Annotated in this window: 23 protein-coding genes, 1 pseudogene and 1 other annotated feature; of the genes and pseudogenes, 3 read left to right on the forward strand and 21 right to left on the reverse strand. The window is 39.9% G+C overall.

Translation table 11 applies throughout. From position 1 onward, the window contains the following. Positions 1 to 125 precede the first annotated feature (125 nt). Positions 126 to 367, reverse strand: a binding site (T-box leader). 293 nt (positions 368 to 660) lie between these two features. The 7 genes and pseudogenes from dtd to JOD45_RS04385 form a co-directional block, all read right to left on the reverse strand. Beyond that, entirely contained in the window at positions 661 to 1,110 is a 450-nt protein-coding gene (gene dtd / locus JOD45_RS04355; protein WP_205002647.1) for a D-aminoacyl-tRNA deacylase, read from the reverse strand. A 124-nt stretch (positions 1,111 to 1,234) separates the two neighbouring features. After that, complete coding sequence (locus tag JOD45_RS04360; RefSeq protein ID WP_205002648.1) at positions 1,235 to 3,409, reverse strand: RelA/SpoT family protein; 2,175 nt, start codon at positions 3,407 to 3,409, stop codon at positions 1,235 to 1,237. Positions 3,410 to 3,675: 266 nt separating this feature from the next. After that, positions 3,676 to 4,194, reverse strand: a complete 519-nt coding sequence (locus tag JOD45_RS04365) for an adenine phosphoribosyltransferase (RefSeq protein WP_205002649.1) — start codon at positions 4,192 to 4,194, stop codon at positions 3,676 to 3,678. After that, positions 4,172 to 6,541 carry a single-stranded-DNA-specific exonuclease RecJ gene (gene recJ, locus JOD45_RS04370; RefSeq protein WP_205002650.1) on the reverse strand — a complete coding sequence of 790 codons (2,370 nt, stop codon included), beginning with the start codon at positions 6,539 to 6,541 and terminating at the stop codon, positions 4,172 to 4,174. Before recJ ends, JOD45_RS04365 begins: the two co-directional genes overlap by 23 nt. Before the next feature lie 43 nt (positions 6,542 to 6,584). Next, positions 6,585 to 6,911, reverse strand: a complete 327-nt coding sequence (locus JOD45_RS04375; RefSeq protein WP_205002651.1) for a LapA family protein — start codon at positions 6,909 to 6,911, stop codon at positions 6,585 to 6,587. Positions 6,912 to 7,024: 113 nt separating this feature from the next. Beyond that, positions 7,025 to 9,227 (reverse strand): annotated as a pseudogene (gene secDF, locus JOD45_RS04380) (protein translocase subunit SecDF). A 299-nt stretch (positions 9,228 to 9,526) separates the two neighbouring features. Further along, entirely contained in the window at positions 9,527 to 9,826 is a 300-nt protein-coding gene (locus tag JOD45_RS04385; RefSeq protein WP_239549078.1) for a post-transcriptional regulator, read from the reverse strand. 212 nt (positions 9,827 to 10,038) lie between these two features. On the opposite strand from JOD45_RS04385, the gene spoVB reads away from it, so the two are divergent. Continuing rightward, on the forward strand, positions 10,039 to 11,592 hold the full coding sequence (spoVB, locus tag JOD45_RS04390) for a stage V sporulation protein B (RefSeq protein WP_205002653.1): 1,554 nt from the start codon (positions 10,039 to 10,041) through the stop codon (positions 11,590 to 11,592). Positions 11,593 to 11,623: 31 nt separating this feature from the next. Here spoVB and JOD45_RS04395 read toward each other — a convergent pair whose 3' ends face one another. Beyond that, a complete protein-coding gene (locus JOD45_RS04395; protein ID WP_239549079.1) occupies positions 11,624 to 12,277 on the reverse strand; it encodes a YetF domain-containing protein in 654 nt (217 codons plus the stop codon). A gap of 176 nt (positions 12,278 to 12,453) precedes the next feature. Here JOD45_RS04395 and JOD45_RS04400 point away from each other — a divergent pair, with 176 nt between their 5' ends. Then, on the forward strand, positions 12,454 to 12,831 hold the full coding sequence (locus JOD45_RS04400) for a TIGR04086 family membrane protein (RefSeq protein ID WP_205002655.1): 378 nt from the start codon (positions 12,454 to 12,456) through the stop codon (positions 12,829 to 12,831). Positions 12,832 to 12,862: 31 nt separating this feature from the next. Here JOD45_RS04400 and yajC read toward each other — a convergent pair whose 3' ends face one another. The 10 genes from yajC to safA all read right to left on the reverse strand — a co-directional run bounded on the left by yajC (position 12,863) and on the right by safA (position 21,409). Further along, positions 12,863 to 13,192 (reverse strand): preprotein translocase subunit YajC, encoded by a 330-nt coding sequence (gene yajC / locus JOD45_RS04405; RefSeq protein WP_205002656.1) that lies wholly within the window; start codon positions 13,190 to 13,192, stop codon positions 12,863 to 12,865. A 78-nt stretch (positions 13,193 to 13,270) separates the two neighbouring features. After that, positions 13,271 to 14,410, reverse strand: coding sequence for a tRNA guanosine(34) transglycosylase Tgt (tgt, locus tag JOD45_RS04410; protein ID WP_205002657.1), 1,140 nt, complete (start codon positions 14,408 to 14,410; stop codon positions 13,271 to 13,273). Continuing rightward, positions 14,407 to 15,453, reverse strand: a complete 1,047-nt coding sequence (gene queA / locus JOD45_RS04415; RefSeq protein ID WP_205002658.1) for a tRNA preQ1(34) S-adenosylmethionine ribosyltransferase-isomerase QueA — start codon at positions 15,451 to 15,453, stop codon at positions 14,407 to 14,409. Before queA ends, tgt begins: the two co-directional genes overlap by 4 nt. 55 nt (positions 15,454 to 15,508) lie before the next feature. Further along, positions 15,509 to 15,709 (reverse strand): DUF2905 domain-containing protein, encoded by a 201-nt coding sequence (locus JOD45_RS04420; protein ID WP_205002659.1) that lies wholly within the window; start codon positions 15,707 to 15,709, stop codon positions 15,509 to 15,511. Continuing rightward, positions 15,706 to 16,710 (reverse strand): Holliday junction branch migration DNA helicase RuvB, encoded by a 1,005-nt coding sequence (ruvB, locus tag JOD45_RS04425; RefSeq protein WP_205002660.1) that lies wholly within the window; start codon positions 16,708 to 16,710, stop codon positions 15,706 to 15,708. The genes JOD45_RS04420 and ruvB overlap by 4 nt, the downstream gene beginning before the upstream one ends. 16 nt (positions 16,711 to 16,726) lie before the next feature. Beyond that, a complete protein-coding gene (gene ruvA / locus JOD45_RS04430) occupies positions 16,727 to 17,320 on the reverse strand; it encodes a Holliday junction branch migration protein RuvA (RefSeq protein ID WP_205002661.1) in 594 nt (197 codons plus the stop codon). Between the two features lie 171 nt (positions 17,321 to 17,491). Continuing rightward, complete coding sequence (locus JOD45_RS04435) at positions 17,492 to 18,040, reverse strand: BofC C-terminal domain-containing protein (protein ID WP_205002662.1); 549 nt, start codon at positions 18,038 to 18,040, stop codon at positions 17,492 to 17,494. Between the two features lie 62 nt (positions 18,041 to 18,102). Next, the gene (locus JOD45_RS04440) at positions 18,103 to 18,828 is read right to left on the reverse strand and encodes a YebC/PmpR family DNA-binding transcriptional regulator (RefSeq protein ID WP_205002663.1); all 726 of its coding nucleotides are present in this window, start codon (positions 18,826 to 18,828) and stop codon (positions 18,103 to 18,105) included. Between the two features lie 189 nt (positions 18,829 to 19,017). Beyond that, positions 19,018 to 19,593 carry a YhcN/YlaJ family sporulation lipoprotein gene (locus tag JOD45_RS04445; RefSeq protein ID WP_205002664.1) on the reverse strand — a complete coding sequence of 192 codons (576 nt, stop codon included), beginning with the start codon at positions 19,591 to 19,593 and terminating at the stop codon, positions 19,018 to 19,020. Positions 19,594 to 19,780: 187 nt separating this feature from the next. Beyond that, positions 19,781 to 21,409, reverse strand: a complete 1,629-nt coding sequence (safA, locus tag JOD45_RS04450; RefSeq protein WP_205002665.1) for a SafA/ExsA family spore coat assembly protein — start codon at positions 21,407 to 21,409, stop codon at positions 19,781 to 19,783. Between the two features lie 191 nt (positions 21,410 to 21,600). Between safA and JOD45_RS04455 the strand changes: the two genes are divergently transcribed. Next, positions 21,601 to 22,125 (forward strand): transcription repressor NadR, encoded by a 525-nt coding sequence (locus tag JOD45_RS04455; RefSeq protein WP_205002666.1) that lies wholly within the window; start codon positions 21,601 to 21,603, stop codon positions 22,123 to 22,125. On the opposite strand, the gene JOD45_RS04460 is transcribed toward JOD45_RS04455, so the two are convergent. The 3 genes from JOD45_RS04460 to JOD45_RS04470 form a co-directional block, all read right to left on the reverse strand. Continuing rightward, positions 22,120 to 22,569 (reverse strand): ACT domain-containing protein, encoded by a 450-nt coding sequence (locus tag JOD45_RS04460; protein WP_205002667.1) that lies wholly within the window; start codon positions 22,567 to 22,569, stop codon positions 22,120 to 22,122. The two genes, JOD45_RS04455 and JOD45_RS04460, sit on opposite strands and share 6 nt — an antisense overlap. A 124-nt stretch (positions 22,570 to 22,693) precedes the next feature. Next, positions 22,694 to 23,983, reverse strand: a complete 1,290-nt coding sequence (gene obgE / locus JOD45_RS04465; protein ID WP_205002668.1) for a GTPase ObgE — start codon at positions 23,981 to 23,983, stop codon at positions 22,694 to 22,696. Positions 23,984 to 24,000: 17 nt separating this feature from the next. Further along, positions 24,001 to 24,537 carry a Spo0B C-terminal domain-containing protein gene (locus JOD45_RS04470; protein WP_205002669.1) on the reverse strand — a complete coding sequence of 179 codons (537 nt, stop codon included), beginning with the start codon at positions 24,535 to 24,537 and terminating at the stop codon, positions 24,001 to 24,003. Between the last annotated feature and the right edge of the window lie 147 nt (positions 24,538 to 24,684).

Genomic DNA, 24,684 nt, shown 5'->3' on the forward strand with positions numbered 1-24,684 from the left:
TTTTATGTTTCCCCATGTTACCACCCCAAAGTAAATCTACGAACATTTTACCGAACAATTATCCACAAATCGACATTTTATAGTTTCCTAAACAATAAAAAATCCCTTGCTCATCGCGATGATGAACAAGGGACGAGAATTTTTGAAACCCGTGGTGCCACCCTTATTTAAAGACAACACATGCACAATGGCAGCATTATCTTTCTCATAATACAGTTAACGCCTGCGACGTTCTCTCCTACTCTAAATTTCAGAGAGACACCTCTCGAAGTGTCTTTCATTAGACGCATGCAGAAATGCTTGCAGCCTCCGGCATTTCCTCTCTTTGCATACGCTACCTAATTACTCTCTTCATCATCGGTTTTATCCGTGAAACTATTTATGTTTCAATATATTACTTATAACTATTTATATTGTCAAGATATTTTAACGAAAAAATTTTCTTTTTATTTCCGAAATTGATTCTCGGTTATGATGTGTCGGATCTAATATATGTTCATTCAGCGACATAATTAAAGCCGCTTCTTTCTGATCTTCATGTTTATGAAAAAGCCGTGCATATTGTGTGCGGTTAATTCTCATCTTGGCAATCCCTTCCTTTAAGGCTTTTCACATTCTGAAAAAGCACTTTTTGGTTAGGATAGCCAAAATCATTTTTATTTAAACTTTCTGCTTGCTTTCGACGATAAGAGTAACAGGACCGTCATTTGTAAAAGATACATCCATCATCGCTCCGAAACGCCCTGTTTCTACGCGAAGTCCCTTTTCTTTCAAGATATCGTTAAATTGATTATAAAGTTTTTCAGCCTGATCCGGTTTTGCTGCTTCCATAAAATTAGGGCGCCTGCCCTTAGAAACGTCTCCATAAAGCGTAAATTGAGAAACCGATAAAATATCGCCTTGAACGTCTTGAACCGAAAAGTTCATTTTTCCTTCCTGATCTTCAAATATTCTAAGACCGGCAATTTTATCAGCAGCATATTTGAGATCATCAATGGTGTCGTCATGTTTTATGCCAACTAATAATAATAATCCTTTATCTATTTGGCCAACCGGTTCACCATCGACGAGAACAGCAGCATTTTTTGCCCTTTGTACGACAACCTTCATAATAGCCTCCATCCTTCTCTAAATAGGGATAGTGTGCGCGGTGCTCTTGCGCCGCAGCCTATTCTATTCCTAGAAGTTCTCCCTTTCTCGCCGCGGCTTGCAGCGCGATTCGAGATGATTATGCTTATTGCATAACACGTCTGACGCTGTATATGTCTGGGATTTTCTTAATTTTATCGACGACTTTTTTCAAGTGATTTAAGTTGCGGATCGCTATGGTCATGTGAATGATGCCTATTTTGTTTTTATCTGATTTTCCAGAGACAGCATGCATCATTGTATGGCTTTCGGCAACAACTTGAAGAACGTCATTTAATAAACCGGTGCGGTCAAAGCCGGTAATTTCAATATCAACATTATATTGCTTTGAATTTTCCGTATACCCTTCCCATTCAACTTCAAGCAGGCGGTTTTCATCATGATCCAGTTTTATATTCGGGCAATCCTTTCGATGAATAGAAACGCCTCTACCTTTAGTTATATACCCGACAATCTCATCCCCCGGGACAGGGTTGCAGCATTTTGACAATCGAATTAATAAATTATCAACGCCCTTGACCCTAACGCCTGATTCAGTACGTCTTTTTGGTGTATAAGTCTTTACATCAGGAAATGAATTTAATATCTTTTCCGCGCTTTCTTCCTGGCTTTTACGGAGCTTTTCCGTCAAGCGAGTGACCACTTGTTTTGCTGTAATGCCGTTATATCCGACAGCCGCGTATATTTCTTCCTCAGTTGCAAAATGATATTTTTGGGCAACATTTGCGAGGTTTTCTTGAGTAAGAATCTCTTTTGTATCAAAACCTTGGTTTTTCAGCTCTTTTTCAATCATTTCCCGGCCCTTAGCCACATTTTCTTCACGCCGCTGCTTTTTGTACCATTGGCGAATCTTATTCTTAGCGTGGGAGCTCTGGGTAATTTTTAACCAGTCTTGACTGGGGCCGTAAGAATGTTTTGAAGTGAGCACTTCGACAATATCGCCTGTTTTCAGCTTATAATCAAGCGGCACCATTTTACCGTTAACCTTGGCGCCTACAGTCTGATTACCAATCTCAGTGTGAATGCGGTAGGCAAAGTCAATTGGGACCGACCCCGCCGGCAGTTCTATCACATCGCCCTTCGGAGTAAAAACAAAAACCATATCTGAAAATAAGTCTACCTTCAGAGATTCCATAAACTCCTTGGCATCCGCTGTATCGTTTTGCCATTCAAGAATTTCCCGGAACCATGCTAATTTATCTTCAAATTTATTATTGACATTCTTTAGCTTGCCTTCTTTATATGCCCAATGTGCGGCAATCCCGTATTCCGCTACCCTATGCATATCCTGGGTTCTGATTTGAACTTCTAACGGATCGCCCTTCGGACCGACAACTGTTGTGTGCAGCGATTGATACATATTGGCCTTCGGCATCGCAATGTAATCTTTAAAGCGGCCGGGCATCGGTTTCCAATGTGTGTGTATAATCCCTAGAACAGCATAGCAATCTTTAATGCTTTTAACAATAATTCTTACAGCAAGCAAATCATAGATTTCATTAAATTGCTTATTTTGGTGAATCATTTTTCTATAAATGCTGTAAATATGCTTGGGCCTCCCGGAGATCTCTGCATCTATATGAACTTCTTTAAGACGCTCGTCTATATCCTCAATAACTGAGGCAATATAATCTTCACGTTCTTGGCGCTTCCGCTTCATTAAATTAACGATCCTGTAATATTGCTGAGGATTAAGATAGCGTAAAGCAATATCTTCTAATTCCCACTTTATCGTGGAAATACCTAAGCGGTTGGCAAGCGGCGCAAAAATTTCCAAAGTTTCATTGGCCTTTTGGAGCTGTTTTTGTTTAGACATGTATTTTAACGTTCTCATATTATGGAGCCGGTCGGCTAACTTGATCAAAACACACCGTAAATCTCTCGCCATAGCAACAAACATTTTCCGGTGATTTTCGGCTTGCTGATCTTCCTTTGATTTAAATTCAAAATGCCTCAGCTTAGTTACGCCGTCAACAAGAAGCGCTACTTCTTCGCCAAATGTTTCCTGAATATCTTCAAGGGTGACTGAAGTATCCTCAACGACATCGTGCAGCAATCCCGCAATTACTGTTGTCGGATCCATTTGCAAATTAACCAATATATTGGCAACCTCTACAGGATGATTGATATACGGTTCACCGGACTTGCGAAATTGACCATCATGTGCCCGTTCAGCATAATCATAGGCTTGTTTGATTTTATCTACTTGTTCTTGATTAAGGTAGGAGGATGCCTTATCCAATAATTCTTCAATCGTCATATAATCCATCACCTTTAAAAATTCGTTTCGAATGATATTGGTTTGTTAACGATACACTTATTTAAAAAAATTCTTCTTCTCGACGCATTTTTTATAAAAGGCTGAGCATGTAAAGGGCAAGCTGCAATATCAACCGAAAACGAATATATTTAGATGGTATATGCTTGTCCTTTCATTTACCTAAATAGCTTATAACAAAAACTTTTTATCATTTTAAATGATATTTTCCCAACATGTAAACAAAGAGCGCCCTTTTCCGAGCACTCTCAATCATAATATTGCATTAATGTAAATATATCATAGTTGTCAAGCTTTTCTCTACCCTTTAGCTGAGTTAATTCAATCATAAAAGCAAGACCTACGACAATGCCTCCAAGCTTTTCGACTAATTCAATAGTTGCTTTAATTGTACCGCCAGTTGCTAGAAGGTCGTCTGTAATGATAACTTTTTGGCCGGGTTGAATCGCATCCTTATGTAAGGTAAGAACGTCTTTCCCGTATTCTTTTCCATAACTTACCTTGACAACTTCACGAGGCAATTTTCCTTCTTTTCTTACTGGTACAAAGCCGACACCTAGACTGTATGCAACAGGGCAGCCAACAACAAATCCTCTTGCCTCCGGCCCAACGATAACATCCGCATGTTTTTCTTTTGCATATTCCGCAATATCATGAACCGCAGCCCGGTAAGCTTCGCCGTTAGCCATAAGGGGGGTAATATCTTTAAAGACTATGCCTTCACTTGGAAAGTCATTGACGATTTCAATATAATCCTTGTAATTCACAGCTTGTTGCCTCCTCTATGGTGTCTCCTTCTAACCGCCATTGGTTAAACCAATCTTTTAACGATCGATAGGAGGAATAGCAAAATATATCTTCAAGTTCCATTTGCTCTTGTTTTTGTTGATAAATTCGTGATTCGATTAAAGGTTTTTTTTGCGGTGATGGAACAACTGTTATGACATCCTTGTCTTTTTTAACAAAACCTAAATCAAGAAACACATTGACCATAAATTGGATCGTTTCTTTCTGCCACCCCTTATAACGGGCAATCACAGTTTGCATTTTTGATAAGCTTAGAGGGCTCTGTTTTAAAATAAATGCGTACAGCCATTTAAAATGATCCCTTGACGGAAATTCCGAAAAAAAATGTTCTTCTTTATGATGAAAGACCGCATAAATTCTTTTAGGAAACTGTTCGGCATGCAAAAGCGTTTGAAGCTGCTTTTTATCATACGGCAAATCTAACAGCACCAAGTATTCTCTTTTAAGCATTTCTCTGTCTATCTCATCAAAAGAAAAAATCTCATCCTTTAACTCTTGCAAATTCAAATGCTTAATCGTTTGTTCGTCAAATGCAACCATTAAGCTTTTTTCTTTTGGCAGACCGGATAATTGCTCTTGTATCTTTTGTTCATTGCGAAGGTCAAATAATTGCCATTCGTCGACCTTTAAATCTTCAATTAAGATTTGCGGTTTCCTGAACCCGTTCCACTCATTGATAGATAACTCACCAACAGCCGATACTTTGACATCCGGTGTTATTTGCGCATACTTATCACCAAGGTAAAAACCTATACCATCTATTTGCAATTCTTCATCAACAAATGATAATTTAAGATGGTTTTGATTTTTGCCTATTTTTCTCAAGCCGGAAGTTTGGACATTATTGATGACAAACTTAGGCTTTGGATGATCAACACCAAACGGAGCAAGCCTGTTTAATTCTTCTATAAAGTCAATAGTGATGTCATCTAATTTGCATTCACAATCAACCCTTGTCAACGGTGTCATAAGTTCTTCAGTCAACATAACATCACAATATTTATTCAGCCTGCCCGCCAAGATATGTAAATCATCAGCTGCAGCAGTCATACCTGCGGCCATAGGGTGTCCGCCAAAATGCGGCAATAAGTCCTTTACGCCGGACAGCGCCTGAAAAATATCAAACCCTTCAATACTTCTGGCTGAACCTTTGGCCAGGCCTGTATCCGGATCAATGGAGAACACAACAGTCGGCCGATAAAATTTTTCAACAACTCTTGAAGCCGTTATGCCTATGACACCTTCATGCCAGTTTTCCCCGGAAATAACTAAAAACTTCTGCCCATGATTAAACTGCTTTTCCGCCTGCTGCAAAGCCTGCTTCGTCATTTGATCGACAACAGATTTTCTTTTCTGATTAAGCTGATCCAAATCAGAAGCAAGCTGGTTCGCCGTTTCATCATCATCAGTTAACATAAGATGGATTGCCGGTTCCGCATGATCCATCCTTCCAGCGGCATTTAAACGCGGACCGATGCCAAAACCTATGTGTTCGCTATCAACCGGTCTATCAATCCCGCTGACCGATAATAGAGCTTCAATACCAATATATGAACCTTCGTTGATTTTTTTGAGCCCTTTATAGGCTATAAGCCTGTTTTCATCCACTAGGGGGACTAGGTCAGAAATCGTGCCGATGGCTGCCAAACTGAGCAAATCACCCGGCGGCTCCCCCATTAAGGCATGGGCAAGCTTGTATGCCACGCCAACGCCCGCCAGCGATTTAAATGGATAGGGGCAGCCTGGCTTTTTAGGATTAATAATACAATAGGCATCCGGAAGAACAGGAAGCGGTTCATGATGATCTGTAATAATATAATCCATCCCTAATTCTTTTGCCCGCTTCGCTTCTTCAACAGCAGCAATACCCGTATCGACAGTAATCACGAGTTCGGTGCCCGCTTCTTTTGCTTTTTCTAATGCCGGTTTATTAGGGCCATATCCTTCAGCAAACCGGTCAGGAACATAAAAAGAGACGTCAGCCCCTAACTTCTTTAACACTCTTACAAGAAGAGAGGTCGAACTAACGCCGTCAGCATCATAGTCGCCAAAAACTAATATGCGTTCCTGGTTATCTATCGAGCTTTGAATACGTTCTACAGCTTCTTTCATGCCATCCATTAAGAACGGGTCATAAAAGTCTTGTTTATCATTGTTTATAAAAGCTTCTGCTTGAGCCGTTTCTTCAATACCGCGGCTTAAAAGAAGCCTTCCAATAATGGGTGAAACATTTAATGATGCGGCAAGCTGAGCTGCCTGCTGTTCATCTATGGATTTAATTTCCCATCTCGTCATTGGCTCGAGCATTAAAAACACCTCTTAACGTGAATGACCACTCTTAACGAAACAATTATACATGAGGCGGCTCCTTTTCATCAAGACCGGCTCCTTCGTCCCCGATAAGTTGTTTCCTTAACATATCCCCTTCTCCTTGATACTTCTTCAGATCGGCTTGGGCTTTTTTCAATTCCTTTTGCAATTTATAAATTCTCACATAACCGATAGATCCTACAATCAGCGCCCCCATCAATACGGATACAAGTATGACTAAAATAAGCGGCCAATCAGCTTTAACAAATAAAAAGTTAACCGTTACTGAATCAACATTAATCACTGAGAATATGGCAATAATTAAAGCAAAAATGAGTGCAAGTATAATGCCTGCATGTCCTTTCATGATCTCACCTTCTTTTTTATTTTTATTATAAAGCAATCATGGCTGTTGCCAAGTCTTTCTATAGAATAAAAAGGGTGTCAGGAAGGATATCCCTTAACACCCTTTTTAGACAATTATGCTTGAGGCTGGGCCGCCTTCTTCCTTTTTCTTTTTAAATAACTGCTTTTCCAAACAGCCCACAAAGGAGATGCAATAAAAATAGAAGAATAGACCCCGGCAATTAAACCAACAAATAAAGCTATAGTAAAGTTCCTAATCGACTCACTTCCAAAAATCAAAAGGGCAATAACAGGCAGCAGCACGGTGACAACTGTATTAATGGAGCGAACCAATGTCTGCCGGATACTTCTGTTCACAATTTCCCCATATTCCATAAAAGTCTTTGGTTTTTTCTCTGATCGCTTGATGTTTTCCCTAATACGGTCAAAGGTAACAATCGTATCATTAATCGAATAGCCGATAATAGTCAGGACGGCTGCTATAAACTCAACGTTCACCTCGAGATGAAATAAACTGAATATCGTAACGATAAAAAAGGCATCATGCAGCAAAGCGATAATAGCTGCCAATCCTTGCAAGAACTCAAAGCGAATCGTTATATAAATGATCATTGCAATTGATGCAATCACTACCGCCCAAAAAGCATTTTTGGCCATATCGCGCCCAACTTGCGGCGACACTGTACTCACATTTGGATCTATACCTAATTCTTTTTTGAACGTATCTTTAATCTTAGCTACTTCGTTCTGATTTAAATCTTTATTAATCCTTACAGTCGCGATATTGTGCTTATTTCCGGATAATACCGGCCGTTCTGGATTGTATCCTAACTCTTTAAATTTCTGCTCAATCTGATTAATCGACAGCGGCTTGTTCCCCATAATATCCACGCGGGTACCGCTGGAAAAGTCTATTCCCAAATTTAAGCGAAATACAAATAAGCTGATGATACCAATGATGACAATAGCGATCGAAAGGACAAAGAACTTGTTGCGATGTTTAATAAAATCAAATTTTTTCAAGCTCACTGATATCACCCTTTTTCACACCAAATAAACCCGGTTTATTATTTAAAGCTTTGCTTTTCACCCATAAGCTGAGGAGCAGCCTGGATCCATAAACGGAAGTAATAAAGCTGACGATAATGCTGACAATCAACATAATCGCAAATCCTTTAACTTCGCTTGTCCCTAATACGAACATGACAGCTGCTGCGATAATGGTTGTAATATTGGCATCAAAGATTGTCCAAAAGGAGCGCCTGTTGCCGGCTCGATACGCTGATAGAATCGATTTTCCCGAACGGATTTCATCTTTAATTCTTTCAAGGGTAATGATGTTGGCGTCAACGGCCATCCCGACCCCGAGAATCAGCGCAGCTATGCCTTGCAATGTAAGAACTGCCTGCAAACCGATAAAGATTGCAAGTGTTAAATAAATATAAATGCACAGCGATACAATAGCGATAAACCCGCCAAAACGGTAAAACAGAAGCATGAAAAGGAAAATCGCTGCAATGCCGATGATTCCGGCAAATACGGTTTCTTGCATTGAATGTTGACCGAATTGAGCACCGACCGATGTTGAATAGATTTCTTTCATTTTGACTGGAAGAGCGCCGGCATTCAGAAGTTCTGCCAATGTTTTAGCTTCATCCATCGTAAAGTTGCCGGTAATCTGTACGTCATTAGTATCCAGCTCTTGATTAACTGCTGGATCTGATATGAATTTAGGTTTCTGTTTGGCTGCTTCCTTTTTATATGAGTCGCCTTTTTTATAATCGAGCCAAATAACCAATTTATTGTCCGGAGGCGGCAATTTAGATAATTTATTCGTTATTTTCCCGAACTTATTCGCATCTTTAAGCTTTAATGTAACAATTGGTTTGTTCATTTGGTCAAAGGCAACTTTTGCTTTTCCCGGCTCCAAATCAGAACCGTCAAGCATTAATTTATCGTTAACATCACGAAAACTTAAGTTTGCTGTCGTTGACAATAACTTGCGGGCTTTAGCCTGATCCTTTACGCCAGGAAGCTGTACATCAATTCGGTGTCCGTTTTGGATTGAGATATCCGGTTCGCTGACGCCAAGGGCATCAACCCTTTTATTGATGGCCGAAACTGTGCTTTGCATTGTTTTATCCGTTATTTTTTCACCCTTTTTTAGAGGCTCCACTTGATAAAGAACTTCGAAACCTCCCTTTAGGTCAAGGCCAAGCCTTAAATTATGTAAAATAGGTTTAAATGTAAAGCCTATGATGACGGCCAATATCATACAAATAATAAAAAAGGAGGCAATCCTTCCCTTTTTGACCATGCCCTTATTCTCCTTTCTTGATATCATCTTAAGAAAACGAGGCCCGTGTCAAGCTCAGAGGCACGGCAGCTGATCGTTAAAATACTGCCAAACCTGCAACATGCTGCCAAGTTTTGATAGAACAAAAAAAATCAGGGGAAACGCTTCGCCTTCTTAAACATTTCAAAATGACAGCTTGTCTGCAATCAGGTTCAGTTTCCCCTCACTAAAAAGCGAATATATTCATTATAGCCAGTCGGCAATTTTTATGTCAATTTTTATATGTAGAGACGGTTCAATCATATCAAGCTTTACAAGCATTATGATTCAATGGGATTGTTAAGGCTGGAAAGGCTTTCCTCAAGAAAAGACGCCGATCCTTTGAACATGTCTTTTCTTAATTTATCCATATAATCATTTACCGATAGACCCATCACATGATTGACAAATTCATGAAGTTTTACCGATTTGTCCTTTTTCTCCATCGTTTCTTCAATAAATGCCCACAGCTCGCCCATTGTTAATCGCTTCAGACCTAACGTATGGAATTCTTCCAGTTTGCTGTCAAGAAACGGTTGAATATGTTCCCGCCACTCTTGGTAATGTTGTATATCAGACAAGTTCATCACTCCTATCGATATTATCATAGCATAAGTAAAACTAATGGAAAATATGAATTCTTCTTAAAATACTTAGTTCCTTGTCATGCTTTGTCCACCCTTTGGCATATATATGTAATCAAGTACAAGACAAGCATTGGTCATAACAAAGATACATATTCACTATGGGTCAGTGCTAAAGGGGTTGACCCTCAAAAAAGGCGGGCTTGAACATGACAAAACAATCTTTTCTAAAAGGAACATTTATTTTAATGATAGCGGGAATGATTACTAAAATTCTTGGTTTTGTAAATAAAATGGTCGTCGCAAGAATTATAGGTGAAGAAGGCATAGGCCTTTATATGATGGCCTATCCGACGCTTATTCTAACAGTGACATTAACTCAATTGGGGCTGCCTGTCGCTATTTCAAAATTAGTTGCTGAGGCTGACGCGCTTAATGATCAGAAAAAAATCAAAAAAATATTAACGGTCTCTTTTGCCACAGTTGGATTTCTTAGTTTGGTTTTCACAACGCTTATGGTAGTGGCTGCGCCGCTTCTTGCTAAGACTATATTTACTGACCCAAGAACCATTTACCCGCTCATCGCTATCGCACCGATTGTCCCTATTGTTGCCGTAGCATCTGTGCTTAGAGGTTATTTCCAAGGTCTGCAAAATATGAAGCCTTTTGCATTTTCTCAAGTGATTGAACAAATTGTTCGCATCTCACTGGTTGCGTCTTTAACGACAGCTCTTTTGCCCTACGGCATCGAATATGCGGCTGGCGGTACAATGATTTCCGGCGTCATCGGCGAATTTGTTTCACTCTTATATATGATTTCGATGTTTAAAAGAAATAAAGGCGTTAAGGTAAGAAAAAATTTTTGGGGGTTTTTTCAGAATGGCAAAGAAACATTTAAACAATTAATGAAAATTGCTTTGCCGACTACAGGCAGCCGGCTGATTGGTTCCATTTCATATTTTTTGGAACCCATTATTATCTCCCACAGCCTTTATCTAGCCGGGGTATCTACAATTGTGGCTACCAAACAGTACGGCGAATTAGAAGGTTTTGCAATCCCTTTGTTAACGCTGCCAAGCTTTATAACATTCGCTCTGCAAACATCACTTGTGCCGACAATTAGTGAAGCTCAAGCTACACATAATATAGAAGCGATTCACTACCGGCTTAATCAAGCAATGAAAATCGCTATGATCACAGGAGGCATTTCGATTGTCGTTTCCTACGTTTTCGCCGAACCGTTAATGACATTAATGTATCATTCACCTGGATCAGCTGCTTATGTCTATATCATGGGTCCATTCTTTTTTCTGTTTTATTTTCAGGGGCCGCTTCAAGCAGTGCTTCAAGCTCTTGACCTGGCCAATGCTGCCATGATTAACAGTTTTATAGGCGCTGCTGTTAAACTGTTAACCATATTCGCCCTTGCCTCCCGTCCCGAACTAGGCATTATAGGCGCAGCTTTGGGATTTGTTGTAAGTGTTGTTCTCGTCACATTGCTTCATTTGGCAACTGTCATAAAAAGAGTAGGTTTCTCTCTTGTTTTAATCGATTATATTAAAGGCATATTTGCTATTATTGTCACTGGAGGGTTTGCCAAATTCTTAATGAAACACGTCCTGTTAGACTGGGCGCTTTTGCCTCGAACGGCCATGTTGATTACTGCAACAGTTATTTTTTACGTTATTGTTATTCGCCTCATTCGTCTTTTAAAAAAAGAGGAACTCTCAAGTTTCCCTATCATTGGAAAATGGGTAGCATAACAACACCGGTCATGATTCATTGCCCGGTGTTTTACATCTCATCTTTGATATCAATATAAAAAGTTCCGTCTTCATCTAAAATACAATAAGAAATTTGTTTAATATCACGGAACCCCAATTTTCTAAGCTGCTGCCTCAACCATAAGGGCGTTTGATTGATTTTTTCTAAATTTTGTTCTTGAACTTTTCCATCTAGAATAAGAGGAAAACTCATTGCAGAATGCCGCTCATCATCATTTTTATCTGATTTCTTTAAAACAGACAGGTTGCCATTTGGTTCGAGAACGCCGAATTCCACATCGGTGATATTTTTAATATTTTGTTCTCTTAACTGAGTCAGAAGATCATCAAAATTGTAGCGTTGTTTTCGCATCTCATGTTCGTCTATTTTTCCATTTTTAATAATCTCCGCCGGCTTACCGTCAAAAATTTCACGAAGCGACCGGCTTTTTAATGATAAAAAAGAGAGAAACATTTGAATCAATGTCAAAATAAATATGGGACAAATCATAATTAACAGCGGTTTATTTGGATCTTCAATTGATATAACCGCTAACTCGGCAATCATAATAAATACAACGAAATCAACGATGCTTAATTTTCCAAATTCCCTTTTTCCCATCATGCGAAAGGTTATTAAAATGACAATATATAAAAAAATGGTCCTTAAAATAACAGTAGCCATCAATAAATCCCCTTTCAATATATTTAGTATGAGCAGAGCCAAGGGGAAAAATGTTGACATATGTGAAAATGATTTAATCAAAAAATACCAAAAAATCACTTTAATTCTGATTTCAATTCTATTTATGTCCAAGCATGAATAATCATTAATTAAAAGATGGTAAAAGGGGGATTAAAGTGACTAGACGGATATTAACAGCCGCTTGTTACGGAATTGTAACCGCGCTCCTCGTTATTTTGGTTGTGACATGTGTTTTGGCAACATTGCTGCGATTCACCTCAATAACAGAATCTTCAATCGGCCTATTGCCGATAATCGCTTCGTTTGCAGCTTTATTTATTGCCGGCATTATAGCGGGAGCTAAAATGAAGGAAAAAGGCCTTTTTATCGGAGGGACAACAGGTGTCTTATATTCTCTCCTTATTCTTCTAATCCAATTTCTCGGTTATAACAGCGGTGTTTCTCACGAAGAATATTTAATATACGGAGGAAATATATTCACAGCTGCCTTAGGGGGCGTTGTCGGCGTCAATCTCTTCAATAGAAAATATTAAAACGTGCCTCATGATGAAGCACGTTTTTTCTTTACTTTTCTTCTTTTTCTTTATTATCATCTTTTTCTTTAGATCCTTTTGGCTCATGGGTTTGTTTTTTCTGATAAACATCCCTGATCGCCGCACGATCAAAAGTAATCTTTGTCGTATTATGACATTTGATAGTGACCTTTTCGTCGTCAATGACATCTATTGTACCGTGTATACCGCCGATTGTAATGATTTTATCGCCCTTTTGCAGATTCGCTTGCATTTCGCGCGTTTGCTTTTGGCGCTTCTGCTGAGGTCTTATCAGCAGGAAATAGAAAATCACAAAAAAGATAATCAGCGGCCCAATGGTCGCCAAGAAATTACCACTCATCCTCAACCCTCCTTTATAAAATCAAATATTTATGTGATCAAAAAGGAGGCAGCCTTTATCGACTTTTTTGATCATCTCTTAAAAGTTTCTGGCGTTAGGTTTATTAAACCCATACTGCTCAAAGAAAGCCTCCCTATAATCAAGCAACCGATCTTCTCGAATAGCTTGTCTTACACACTCCATCAATTTTATCAAAAAATAGAGGTTATGGTAAGATGTAAGTCTAAATCCAAAAGTTTCGTTCGCTTTGACTAAATGTCTGATGTACGCTCGCGAATAGGTTCTGCATACATGACAATCGCAATTTTCGTCAATCGGCCTAAAGTCACGGGCATATTTGGCATTTCTTATAACGAGTCTGCCAGCCGATGTCATGCAAGTGCCGTTTCGAGCAATCCGGGTCGGGAGCACACAATCAAACATATCAATCCCCCTGATTGCCCCATCAATAAGCGAATCAGGAGACCCAACCCCCATAAGATACCTCGGTTTATTATCAGGAAGCAGCGGTGTTGTATAAGACAGAACCTCATTCATCACTTCTTTCGGTTCGCCTACTGATAATCCTCCGACAGCATACCCCGGAAAGTCTAACGATGTCAAATCACGGGCTGATTGCTTGCGAAGGTCTTCGAATTCACCGCCCTGAACAATACCGAATAATGCTTGAGTGTCCGGATTTTCATTAGCTTCTAAACACCTTTCAGCCCAACGGCTTGTCCGTTCAACAGATGCTTTCATATAGTTATATGAAGCAGGGTAAGGCGGACATTCATCAAATGCCATCATAATATCCGATCCCAGTGCATTTTGTATGGCAATTGATTTTTCAGGCGTCAGAAATAACTTTTCGCCGTTTAAATGATTGCGAAAATGAACGCCTTCTTCTGTGATATCTCTTAAGTCGCTCAGACTAAACACTTGAAAACCGCCGGAATCTGTTAAAATGCCTTGATCCCAATTCATAAATTTATGCAGACCGCCAGCTTCGCGAACAATATCCTCCCCCGGCCGAAGCCATAGGTGATAGGTATTACTGAGAATAACACCTGCTCCCATTTCTTTAAGTTCCTCAGGGCTCATCGTTTTGACTGTCGCTAACGTGCCCACTGGCATAAACATTGGTGTTTCAAAGGTGCCGTGGGGCGTATGGAGTTTGCCGAGCCTCGCCCCCGATTGTTTGCATACTTTTATTAACTCATATGTCACAGCAGTCATGTTGTCTTAATCCCTTCTGTTATGAACATTGCATCTCCGAAACTGAAAAAACGATAACGTTCTTGAACAGCTTCTTTATAAGCGTTAAGCAAAAACTCACGCCCGCAAAATGCGCTGACGAGCATAATCAATGTGGATTTTGGCAAATGGAAGTTGGTAATCATGCCATCGATCGCTTTGTATTCAAAGCCAGGATAAATAAATATATCTGTCCAGCCGGATGCCTCTTTCAATTCGCCGTTAAATTTAGCCGCTATTGTCTCCAATGTCCGTATAACAGTTGTTCCGACAGCAATGACCCGCCCGCCTTTAGCCTTTGTCTGATTCAGGAGTTCGGCTGTTTCTTTTGACATTTGGTAGAATTCCGCATGCATGGTATGCTCTTCGACCTGATCAGCTTTTACGGGGCGAAAAGTGCCTAAGCCGACGTGAAGCGTAATAAAGGCAATAGAAATGCCCTTATCCTTTATTGCTTCTAACAATTCTTCTGTAAAATGAAGGCCTGCAGTCGGGGCAGCTGCTGATCCGCGATGCTTTGCATAGACAGTCTGATATCTATCTTGGTCTTCCAGCTGCTCTTTAATATAAGGCGGAAGCGGCATTTTCCCTAATTCATCAAGTACTTCATGAAAAATCCCTTCATATTGAAATGTTAATTCTCTCCGCCCTTCGTCTAGCTCTTTTGTACAAACCGCTTCAAGCTTGCCGTCCCCAAATTCGAGCACGGCCCCTTTCTTGACCCGTTTGGCTGGTTTAACAAGACATTCCCAAGTGTCGCCTTCTGTTTGCTTTAATAAAAGAATTTCAATTTTGGCGCCCGTGTCTTTTTTTTCGCCAAATAATCGGGCCGGAAGAACTTTAGAATCATTTAAAACTAAACAATCTCCCGGTTCAAGATATTCAATGATGTCCGAAAAACGCCGATGTTCAAAGGTATTCCGATTAGGATTTAAAACCATCAGCCGTGATGCAGCACGATTTTTCAGCGGCGTCTGAGCAATTAATTCTTCGGGTAAATCAAAGTCAAACATTGATACATCCATAATTCTCACCTTTACTTGTTGTTTTTAAGGTTTTAAAAGTTTCTTGATTGGATTTTCAGCGAAATTTGTTAATGAAATAAAAGATAAGAGACAATACTATGCTGATGACGAGACACGTGATCACTGGAAAATAAAAGGTCGTGTTCCCTTTTTTAAAAACAATGTCGCCGGGGAGCCTCCCGATAAACTGCCAAAAGAACCCCACAAGAAACAGAATTATGCCAACCGTCATCATCAGTTTGCCAAAACCAGTCATTTGTTATAAGGTCCTTTAAGATTAAAATGATTATAAACAGCCTCAGTGACCATTCGGCCTCTAGGGGTTCTTTGGATAAAGCCGATTTGGAGAAGGTACGGCTCATAGACATCCTCGATCGTGTGCCTCTCCTCACCGATAGTGGCAGCAATCGTATCAAGACCGACCGGACCTCCGTTAAACTTTTCAATGATTGCTTTTAGGAGCTGATGATCGATATGATCCAATCCTCGATCATCAACCTGCAATCGGCTGAGCGATTCCTGCGTTAAAAAACAATCTATTTTCCCATCATTGGTGACTTGGGCAAAATCCCGGATTCTTCTTAACAGGCGATTGGCGATTCGCGGAGTCCCCCTCGACCTTCTGGCGATTTCGTAAGCTGCCCTTTCATCAATCTCTGTCTTAAGAATCTGTGCCGTTCTCTTAATAATTAACGAAAGCTCCTCTGTAGTATAAAACTCTAGACGGCTGATCACGCCAAACCTGTCCCGCAAAGGCGCTGATAAATACCCTGTACGCGTTGTGGCGCCAATAAGCGTAAACGGCGGCAAATCAATGCGGACAGAGTGTGCAGTATCGCCTTTTCCCAGTACAATATCAAGACAAAAGTCTTCCATCGCCGGATAAAGCACTTCTTCGACATGGCGGTTCAACCGGTGAATTTCATCTATAAATAAAACATCGCCTGGTTCCAAAGCAGTTAATATAGCTGCTAAATCACCGGGCCTTTCGATCGCAGGCCCAGAGGTTGTCCGGATGTTAACCCCCATTTCACTTGCAATAATCATTGATAAAGTTGTTTTGCCTAATCCCGGCGGTCCGTACAGTAAGACATGGTCTAAAGGTTCTCGTCTTTGTTTTGCCGCTTCGATAAAAATAGACAAATTATCTTTAACCTGCTCTTGGCCAATATAGTCGGCGAGTTTTTGCGGCCTAATCGAACGTTCTATAAGTTCCTCTTCAGGAATCGATTCACCTGAAACCATTCGCTCTTCCATCTTCAGATCGGCCTCCTTAACTCTTTAGCATCAACCTTAAAGCTTCCTTAATATATGCCTCAGCCGTTAAGTCTTTGCTTTCTAACTTAGGCAGTACCTTCTTAATTTCTCTCTCTGAATAACCGAGCGCCTTCAAGGCTTCAAGCGCCTCTTCAAGAGCCGCATTTGGCCCAACGGCATTGTCCTCGATCGGTGCAAGCAAGCCAAAATAATCTTTAAACTTGCCTTTTAAGTCTAAAATAATTTGCCTTGCTGTTTTCTTGCCGATCCCGGGAAACTTGATTAAATATTGTTCATTTTCTTCTTCAATCGCTTGGATAACGTTCTCAGGCTGGCCGGATGCCAGAATCGCCAAACCGCCTTTCGGACCAATCCCTGAAACGCTTAAAAGATGAATAAACAATGTTCGTTCTTCTCTTGATTTAAATCCGTATAACGCTATGATATCTTCTCTTACATATTGATATGTATAAATGGTTATTTGCTGTCCTATATGATTTTGGTAGACAAAAGGATTAGGACAAAGAATTTGATAGCCGATGCCGTTGTTTTCGATAACTATATATTCGCTGGAAATATGTTGAACGGTTCCCGTTATATAATCAATCAATGCATTTTCCCCTTCAAAATAAAAATTACCTAAACTACATCATAACATAATTATCGCCAATATGATAGAAAAACCGTCATTATGCATTAAATTGAGGCTGGATCAAAAGTCCCGCAAGATTTTTTATATTTAAGTAGATATGTCAAAAAGAAAGAGGGTGTCCCTGAAAAGCTAAGCTTTTGGGTCACCCTCAGAAGGATGTTTTTCCTCATATTTGGCTAAAGCTTTCATCACCTGTTGAAAATGTTTTTTGTCACGAACAGGGATGCCTTGATTAAGGTGTTTATAGTCATTGACTTCTAATGCCTTTGTATCAATCTGAAAAAAGGTTTGGATGATTTGATTCTTATCAGGGTTGCCTTCAAAAATAGTTAAAGTCCCGTTATTTGTTAAGCCAAAAATGCCGACCGCTTTTGCGACGGGAGAAATATCATTTATTTTTTTCTCAAAGTAGAGGCTGCCTTTCGTTTGCTTTACTAACCGCCAATCATCAAAAGCGGCCACATATTGTTTGACGCTTAACAAATGGGCTTCTCTTGTGCTTTCTATAGAAATGCCGTCCAAATAGTCTTTTTTTAGATGGACACGGACAACACGAGGCATTGGTTTATGTAAAACGTTTGACTCGTCTTGTTCAGCTTTGGCCAAATGAATATTGCTGGGAACAATACCAAAGCATATATAAAGAGTTATACAAAAGGAAAATAAGAGTTTGATCAAAACAAATCACCTCTTATTCAGGAGTTTTCCCAAATAAGAGGTTTAAAATTCGTGGATAACAATTAATCTTCATTCAAATTATGATAGATGTCCTGTACATCGTCGTTTTCTTCCAAAGCATCAATAAGCTTCATCATTTTTTCTTTATCGGCTTCAGACAATGTTGTCGTTGTCTTTGGTATCATTGTCACTTCAGCATCCTCAATACGGTAACCTTGACTTTCTAACGTTTCCCGTACTTGAGTAAAATCTTCTGGTTGCGTAAGAATAATAAAGACACCGTCTTCATTTTCCATTTCCTCGGCTCCCGCCTCAATCGCATCAAGCATCAATGCTTCTTCGTCGACATTGTCGGCCGCTTCGACTGTAATAACGCCTTTCTTATCAAACATATAGGCCACACAACCGGATTCCCCCAAGTTTCCGCCATGTTTTGAAAAGGCGTGACGGACCTCGGAAGCTGAACGATTCTTATTGTCGGTTAAAACTTCAACCATAACAGCTGTTCCGCCTGGTCCGTATCCTTCATAGGTGATTTCTTCATATGTGGCGCCGTTAATGTTTCCCGTAGCTTTATTAATGGCTCGAGTGATATTATCATTAGGCATATTAGCGGCTTTGGCTTTTTCAATGGCTGTTCTGAGCGCATTGTTTGTATCTGGATCTCCGCCGCCGGTTTTTGCTGCTGTAAAGATATCTTTAGCTAATTTCATAAAAAGTTTACCGCGTTTTGCATCTTGTGCATTTTTACGGTGCTGTATATTTTTCCATTTTGAATGTCCAGCCATAAAAGACTCTCCTCTCAATGTTGCTTCTACATTTTACTATACCATAAAAGAAAACAATTAGAAAAACTATGGCTCCCCGCAAGTCCTGAACTTTCTACTGCTGCCGCCAACAGTAAAAACCTGGAGCAAAACTGTGTTTTTTTACACATAAAAAAAGACAAGGGAGCATGTCCCTTGCCATTAGCCAATCTAGCGTCCAACATTATTTTGAAATGGACGTTTTGCAGCATTTCCCAAATCATTAATAATCGCTCTTACATCTGAGCTGACTTCATTCCAAGTGCCGCCGGTTCTTAAGCGATAGTTAACATTTTGAATTCTTTTAACCAAATTTCTGTCCGTTGTCACGCGAACATCTTTATCAGGTGCGTATTGCTTTGCAGTTTTAGTTACATCGTTAATAAAGTCAGGATTTTTCAAACTTCCCTTTGTTGCATTGACGCCTACTATGACAGTATTTCCTCTGATTAATACATGAGCGTCTTCAACACCGTTAATTCGGCTGACCTTTTTCGCAATTCTTGTAGCGGTATTGCGATCATAAGTGTAATTGGTGTCTCGCTCATTAATGCCGTAATCATCAGTAGGTGTACGATTTGTGACATAAGGATAGTTAACATTGTTGCGCGCCGGATTATTATAATAACCGACGTTCCGCATATTGTTGGCCCTGTTGTTAGGACCGGCAGCATTATTGGCAGCACAGCCAACAAGCGCACCGCTAAACATTAATGCAGTGGACAAAGTTAAGATTGTTTTCTTCAAAATAATAAACCCCCTTTCTTTTATATCATGTCTGAAGGAGGTTAGACTTAAACTGTTAGTTGAAGGTGTTACTGTTAAATTTTGATGTATTTTTTCTGTTATGCCCCTGACTCTATTTTGGCAAGCTAAAGCCAAAACTTTTCAGATGCTAAGTCCAAAAGGACGAGTGAACGATTTATCGCAATCGTCACTCATCCTTTTTATTTAGTGTTGGGAATTGCGGCAGGTATGGAGGTTCCTGATAGTTGGCATAACTGTCCCATCGTTGATTATTGCTTTCCTCACGATTGACCGGAGGCGTCGGAGGCGTCGGCGGTGTCGAAGGCGCCGGCTGAACCGCTTGATCGTAATAATGCGTTCCTGGATAGTGCATTGCTGGCTGATAATACATATTAGGTTGTTCTTGACAACCGCAATCTCCTTGCAAAGGCAAATTTTGATAACCATAGTACTCTTGATTAGGATAAACACTTGGATTCGGCATTTGCTGCCCATAATAAACTGGTTCCCAGTATCCAACATTCATAACATGTTGATAGTAAGGATTTAAATGGCTTGAAGACGGATAATACGCCGTTTCATGTTTTATATTTGCCCCGTACCAATGATTTGTTTCAGGATTAATATTGGCATGATGCCACGGATTTATTGCCGGATTGACATTTCCAGGCCAAACGTTTGCTTCGGGAGGAATATGAGTGCCGGGCCATGGATTTTCAGGATTCACATGGTCGTGCCATACATTTGCTCCCGACATCCCAGTTGCGCCATCCCATGTTTCTGCTTCCGGATTCACATGAGCATGCCATATATTCGCTTCAGGATTTACATGATCATGCCATACATTCGCTTCAGGATTCACGTTCGTTTCATCAAATATATGCTTATCAGGAACAAAATGCGCACCATGCCAAGATGTGTTTGACATATATGGATTTTCCCAATCGTTTGAGTCATCAAATGTCTTCTCTTTTAGGACGTCCCATGGATTTTCCAATGGTTTATTTAAAACTGGTTTTTTTTCATTAATGTTCATTTTTGAATCCCATTCCCAGAATGGCATACTATTCATGCTTGGATGAACATCCATCATGTCACTGTCATTTTTAGGATGTATAATATTCGGCAATTCGTTATCCATCATTGGAATTTCATGAATATTATCGTTCGGTTTTGATTTCACATTTGGCTCGTTAATATATTGAATGTCTTCTTGGTCTGTCTTAGCTTCAGGATTGATTTTAGTATTGACATTCGGATTAGCATGGGCACCTGCATTAGGATTAATATTCGGATTGACGTTCGGATTGACATGAGTACCTGCATTAGGATTAATATTCGGATTGACGTTCGGATTGACATGAGTACCTGCATTAGGATTAATATTCGGATTGACGTTTGGATTAACATGGGCATCTGCATTATGATTAATATTTGGATTGACGTTTGGATTAACATCAAGATTCCAATTTTCTTCTTTTTTGTTATCTATTATTGGATATATAGGGGCCGTTTTCTTTGATTGTTTGTAAACGACTGGATGTTCGGCCTTTGGCATTTCCTTTTTCCCATGATATATGGGCTCTTCTTTTTTGGCTTTTTGTTCTTCCTTTTTTATAGGCATCTCCTTTTTCATAGGCTCTTCTTTTTTCTTAACCGGCTTATAACCAGTAGGGACCTTAACCTTCATGCCAGGCATTATTTTATCTGGATTACTCAATTGAGAATTCATTTTTTTTAATTCTTCTAATGGAATGCCGTGCTGTTGAGCAATTTTATACAGCGTATCACCTTTTTGAACAACATAAATTTTCACGTTCTAACCCCTCCTGCACACGTGTATTACATTATATGGCCGGTCTGGGCTGATTGCCACATTTTTTTATATTAAGGAGAGTTTGCGATCATTGAATCTCAAAAAAACGCCTGTTGCGAAGGGGAAAAGTCACTAAAAGATTTTTTTTGATATAATGGTCTTGTATTTAAAACGCAAAATGGAGTGTCAATATGACAAAGCAAAAAAAAGTTCTTGGAGAAACAAGACGTTCATTTATACTTAAACAATTAAAAGAAAGTCCGAACCCTGTAACTGGAAGCCATCTCGCCAAACTTGCCAATGTCAGCAGACAAGTGATTGTTCAAGATATATCATTGCTTAAAGCGAGAAATCATCCGATTATGGCTACTGCCCAAGGGTATATTTATATGGATAAGCAGCAATCTATAAGCCGCATTATCGCTTGCCAGCATTCAAGGGAGGAAACAGAAAATGAATTAAATATTATTGTTGACCACGGCGTGACAGTTAAAAATGTTATTGTTGAACATCCTGTTTACGGTGAAATTACAGCTTCATTAATGATTAAAAACCGCCATGATGTTAAAAATTTTATTGAAAATATCAAAAAGATGAATGCTTCTCTTCTGCTTTCTTTGACTGGAGGGCCGCACTTGCATACCATTGAAGCGGATTCTGAAAAACTTATTGACGACGCCATCATGTCATTAGAAAAGGCGGGCTACTTATTATAGCCCGCCTGATCCAATCATATCGACTTGATCTACAGCATCTAATTTTTTAAAGCTGTCCAGAAGCTGATTAACATCTATAACCATTCCGCTTGTATCTATGGATAAGGTTACATTAGCCCGGCCTTGCAAGGGAATCGTTTGATGAATGGTAAGAACGTTGCATCCCGCTTTGGCAACAATATCTAAAAGTCTTGTCAGAGTGCCTCTCTGGTCCTCTAAATGAAACAGCAAAGTAACAATATTTTCCTTCACAACTTTATGAAACGGAAAAATACCGTCACGATATTTATAAAAAGCACTTCGGCTGAGGCCGACTTTTTTTACAGCTTCTGTAACATTTTCGGCTTTGCCCCGTTCCAAAAGGGTTTTGGCCTTTAGGACTTTAAGCATTGACTCAGAAAGTACATCCTCGCGAACCAAAAAGAATTGCTGGCTTTTTTTCATATGAGCCTCCCGTTAAGAGCTTTAAATGCGTGTTCCAAAAACAAGGAGTGCGCATCACATCCGCATCACCAATCAGCGCATGCAAATTCTGCAGCTTTCTTCCCTGATTTTTCGAACATTCTCTTTAATCAACGAACTCAAATTCAAAGTCCAAAATTCTAACTGTATCGCCATCTTCTATTCCCCGTTTTCTGAGTGCATCATCAATGCCCATGCCCCGCATCTGCCTTGCAAAACGTCTGACAGATTCATCTTGGGTAAAGTCTGTCATTTTAAATAGCTTTTCGATTTTTGGACCACTGATCACAAATACGCCGTCATCACCACGGGTAATTTCAAATGGCTTCTCCTCTTCTTCCAGTTTGTACACTACCCGCTCTGCATTTTCTTCTTCTTGAATGTCATGGATCGGAAACATCGGTGTCTTTTCAAGCAAGTCAGCCACTGCATAGATAAGGTCTCGCAATCCTTCTCTAGTTATCGAAGAAATTGGAAAAACAGGCACCTTATTATCAATTTTTTCTTTAAATTGTTTTAAATGATCTTCCGCACCAGGCATGTCCATTTTATTTGCAGCAATAACCTGCGGACGTTCCAGCAGCCTTAGCTGATAATGTTTTAATTCTTCATTTATTTTAAGATAATCATCGTATGGATCACGGCCTTCAGTTCCGGCCATATCAATCACATGAATAATGACCCGCGTTCTTTCAATGTGCCGCAAAAATTGATGGCCGAGCCCGGCCCCTTGGCTTGCTCCTTCAATCAATCCAGGAAGATCAGCGATAACAAAGCTTCTGGCATCATCTAGAGACACTACGCCTAAATTAGGCTTTATGGTTGTAAAGTGGTACGCGGCCACCTTTGGCTTGGCTGCTGAAACAACTGATAAGAGCGTGGATTTTCCTACACTTGGAAATCCAACTAAACCTACATCAGCCAATAACTTAAGTTCTAACCGGACTTCGCGCTCTTCGCCTGGTTCGCCGTTTTCAGATAAGTGAGGTGCCGGGTTAGCCGGTGTCGCAAATCTGGTATTTCCGCGGCCGCCGCGGCCTCCCTTGGCAATAATGGCCTTTTGCCCCTGCTCGGTTAAATCCGCTATGATCCGTTCGGTTTTTTTGTCTATGACAATGGTCCCCGGCGGCACTTTAACGATCATATCTTTGGCATTCCTGCCGTGTTGATTTTTAGATCCGCCGTTCTCACCGCGCGGAGCTTTAAAATGCCGTTGATAGCGAAAATCCATTAAAGTTCTTAATCCTTCATCGACCTGAAAAACAACATCAGCGCCATTACCGCCGTCACCGCCGGCAGGACCGCCGTTAGGAACATATTTTTCCCTCCGGAAAGCTGCCATGCCGTTTCCGCCGTCGCCGCCCTTCACATAAATATCGACTTGATCGACAAACACTACAATCCACCTCAATATTAAGTAATTTGCAATTTAATAACTGCCTCGGTTTCGTTAATATATTGTTCAACTAAATAAAACGATTGATTCAGCCTGTCTTCTTGTAATAACTCTTCTATCTTTTGATGGTCTGTCAGCGATCCGACAAAATCAAAAATTAGTCTTGCTGATTCCTCTTTGATGTCAAAGGTAAGAGTCATCACGTTCTCTATTGTTTTTGATGCACAGCTGTCAAAGACTTTAAGCCAACGCTTCAATAAAGCTGTCAGTTCTTCATCATATTTATTTAGCATAAAGCCGCTTCCAATAACCTCGTATTCCAGTTTGAAAAAGTGAGGATACCAATTGAATGTTAACAACAGCGCAGCACATTTCGGAATGTTCAAATTAGATATTTGCGCTTCATTTTTCGATTTTATAATGATGCGTTCAATCACTTTTTCAATCTCTTCAAAACGATTTAATGAAAGATAAGCTTTAATCAGCTGCAATTCATTCAGCCATTCATGCCGTTCTTTTCTTAACAGTTCAACAAGTTCTATTTCATTTATCATCATATGGCTCCCATATTTACTTTAAAACATACCGTTTAAGAGTTCAAATAGACTTTGTTCAATTATATCAGAAAATCTTAAGATGATGGCTATGTAGGTATAGAAAACTTCTCGGTTGGCAAGCCTTCATAGGTTTAGACAGAGGCC

Origin of the sequence: Scopulibacillus daqui (assembly GCF_016908855.1) — a bacterium.
Classification (GTDB): domain Bacteria; phylum Bacillota; class Bacilli; order Bacillales; family Sporolactobacillaceae; genus Scopulibacillus_A; species Scopulibacillus_A daqui.

What these genes read in the sequence shown, in the direction of transcription:
- dtd (WP_205002647.1), bottom strand. Translation starts at nt 1,110, where the DNA reads ATGAAGGTTGTCGTACAAAGGGCAAAAAATGCTGCTGTTCTCGTCGAT.
- JOD45_RS04360 (WP_205002648.1), bottom strand. Translation starts at nt 3,409, where the DNA reads ATGACGATTGAAGAATTATTGGATAAGGCATCCTCCTACCTTAATCAA.
- recJ (WP_205002650.1), bottom strand. Translation starts at nt 6,541, where the DNA reads ATGCTCGAGCCAATGACGAGATGGGAAATTAAATCCATAGATGAACAG.
- JOD45_RS04375 (WP_205002651.1), bottom strand. Translation starts at nt 6,911, where the DNA reads ATGAAAGGACATGCAGGCATTATACTTGCACTCATTTTTGCTTTAATT.
- spoVB (WP_205002653.1), top strand. Translation starts at nt 10,039, where the DNA reads ATGACAAAACAATCTTTTCTAAAAGGAACATTTATTTTAATGATAGCG.
- JOD45_RS04395 (WP_239549079.1), bottom strand. Translation starts at nt 12,277, where the DNA reads ATGGCTACTGTTATTTTAAGGACCATTTTTTTATATATTGTCATTTTA.
- yajC (WP_205002656.1), bottom strand. Translation starts at nt 13,192, where the DNA reads ATGAGTGGTAATTTCTTGGCGACCATTGGGCCGCTGATTATCTTTTTT.
- tgt (WP_205002657.1), bottom strand. Translation starts at nt 14,410, where the DNA reads ATGACTGCTGTGACATATGAGTTAATAAAAGTATGCAAACAATCGGGG.
- queA (WP_205002658.1), bottom strand. Translation starts at nt 15,453, where the DNA reads ATGGATGTATCAATGTTTGACTTTGATTTACCCGAAGAATTAATTGCT.
- JOD45_RS04420 (WP_205002659.1), bottom strand. Translation starts at nt 15,709, where the DNA reads ATGACTGGTTTTGGCAAACTGATGATGACGGTTGGCATAATTCTGTTT.
- ruvB (WP_205002660.1), bottom strand. Translation starts at nt 16,710, where the DNA reads ATGGAAGAGCGAATGGTTTCAGGTGAATCGATTCCTGAAGAGGAACTT.
- JOD45_RS04440 (WP_205002663.1), bottom strand. Translation starts at nt 18,828, where the DNA reads ATGGCTGGACATTCAAAATGGAAAAATATACAGCACCGTAAAAATGCA.
- JOD45_RS04455 (WP_205002666.1), top strand. Translation starts at nt 21,601, where the DNA reads ATGACAAAGCAAAAAAAAGTTCTTGGAGAAACAAGACGTTCATTTATA.
- JOD45_RS04460 (WP_205002667.1), bottom strand. Translation starts at nt 22,569, where the DNA reads ATGAAAAAAAGCCAGCAATTCTTTTTGGTTCGCGAGGATGTACTTTCT.
- JOD45_RS04470 (WP_205002669.1), bottom strand. Translation starts at nt 24,537, where the DNA reads ATGATAAATGAAATAGAACTTGTTGAACTGTTAAGAAAAGAACGGCAT.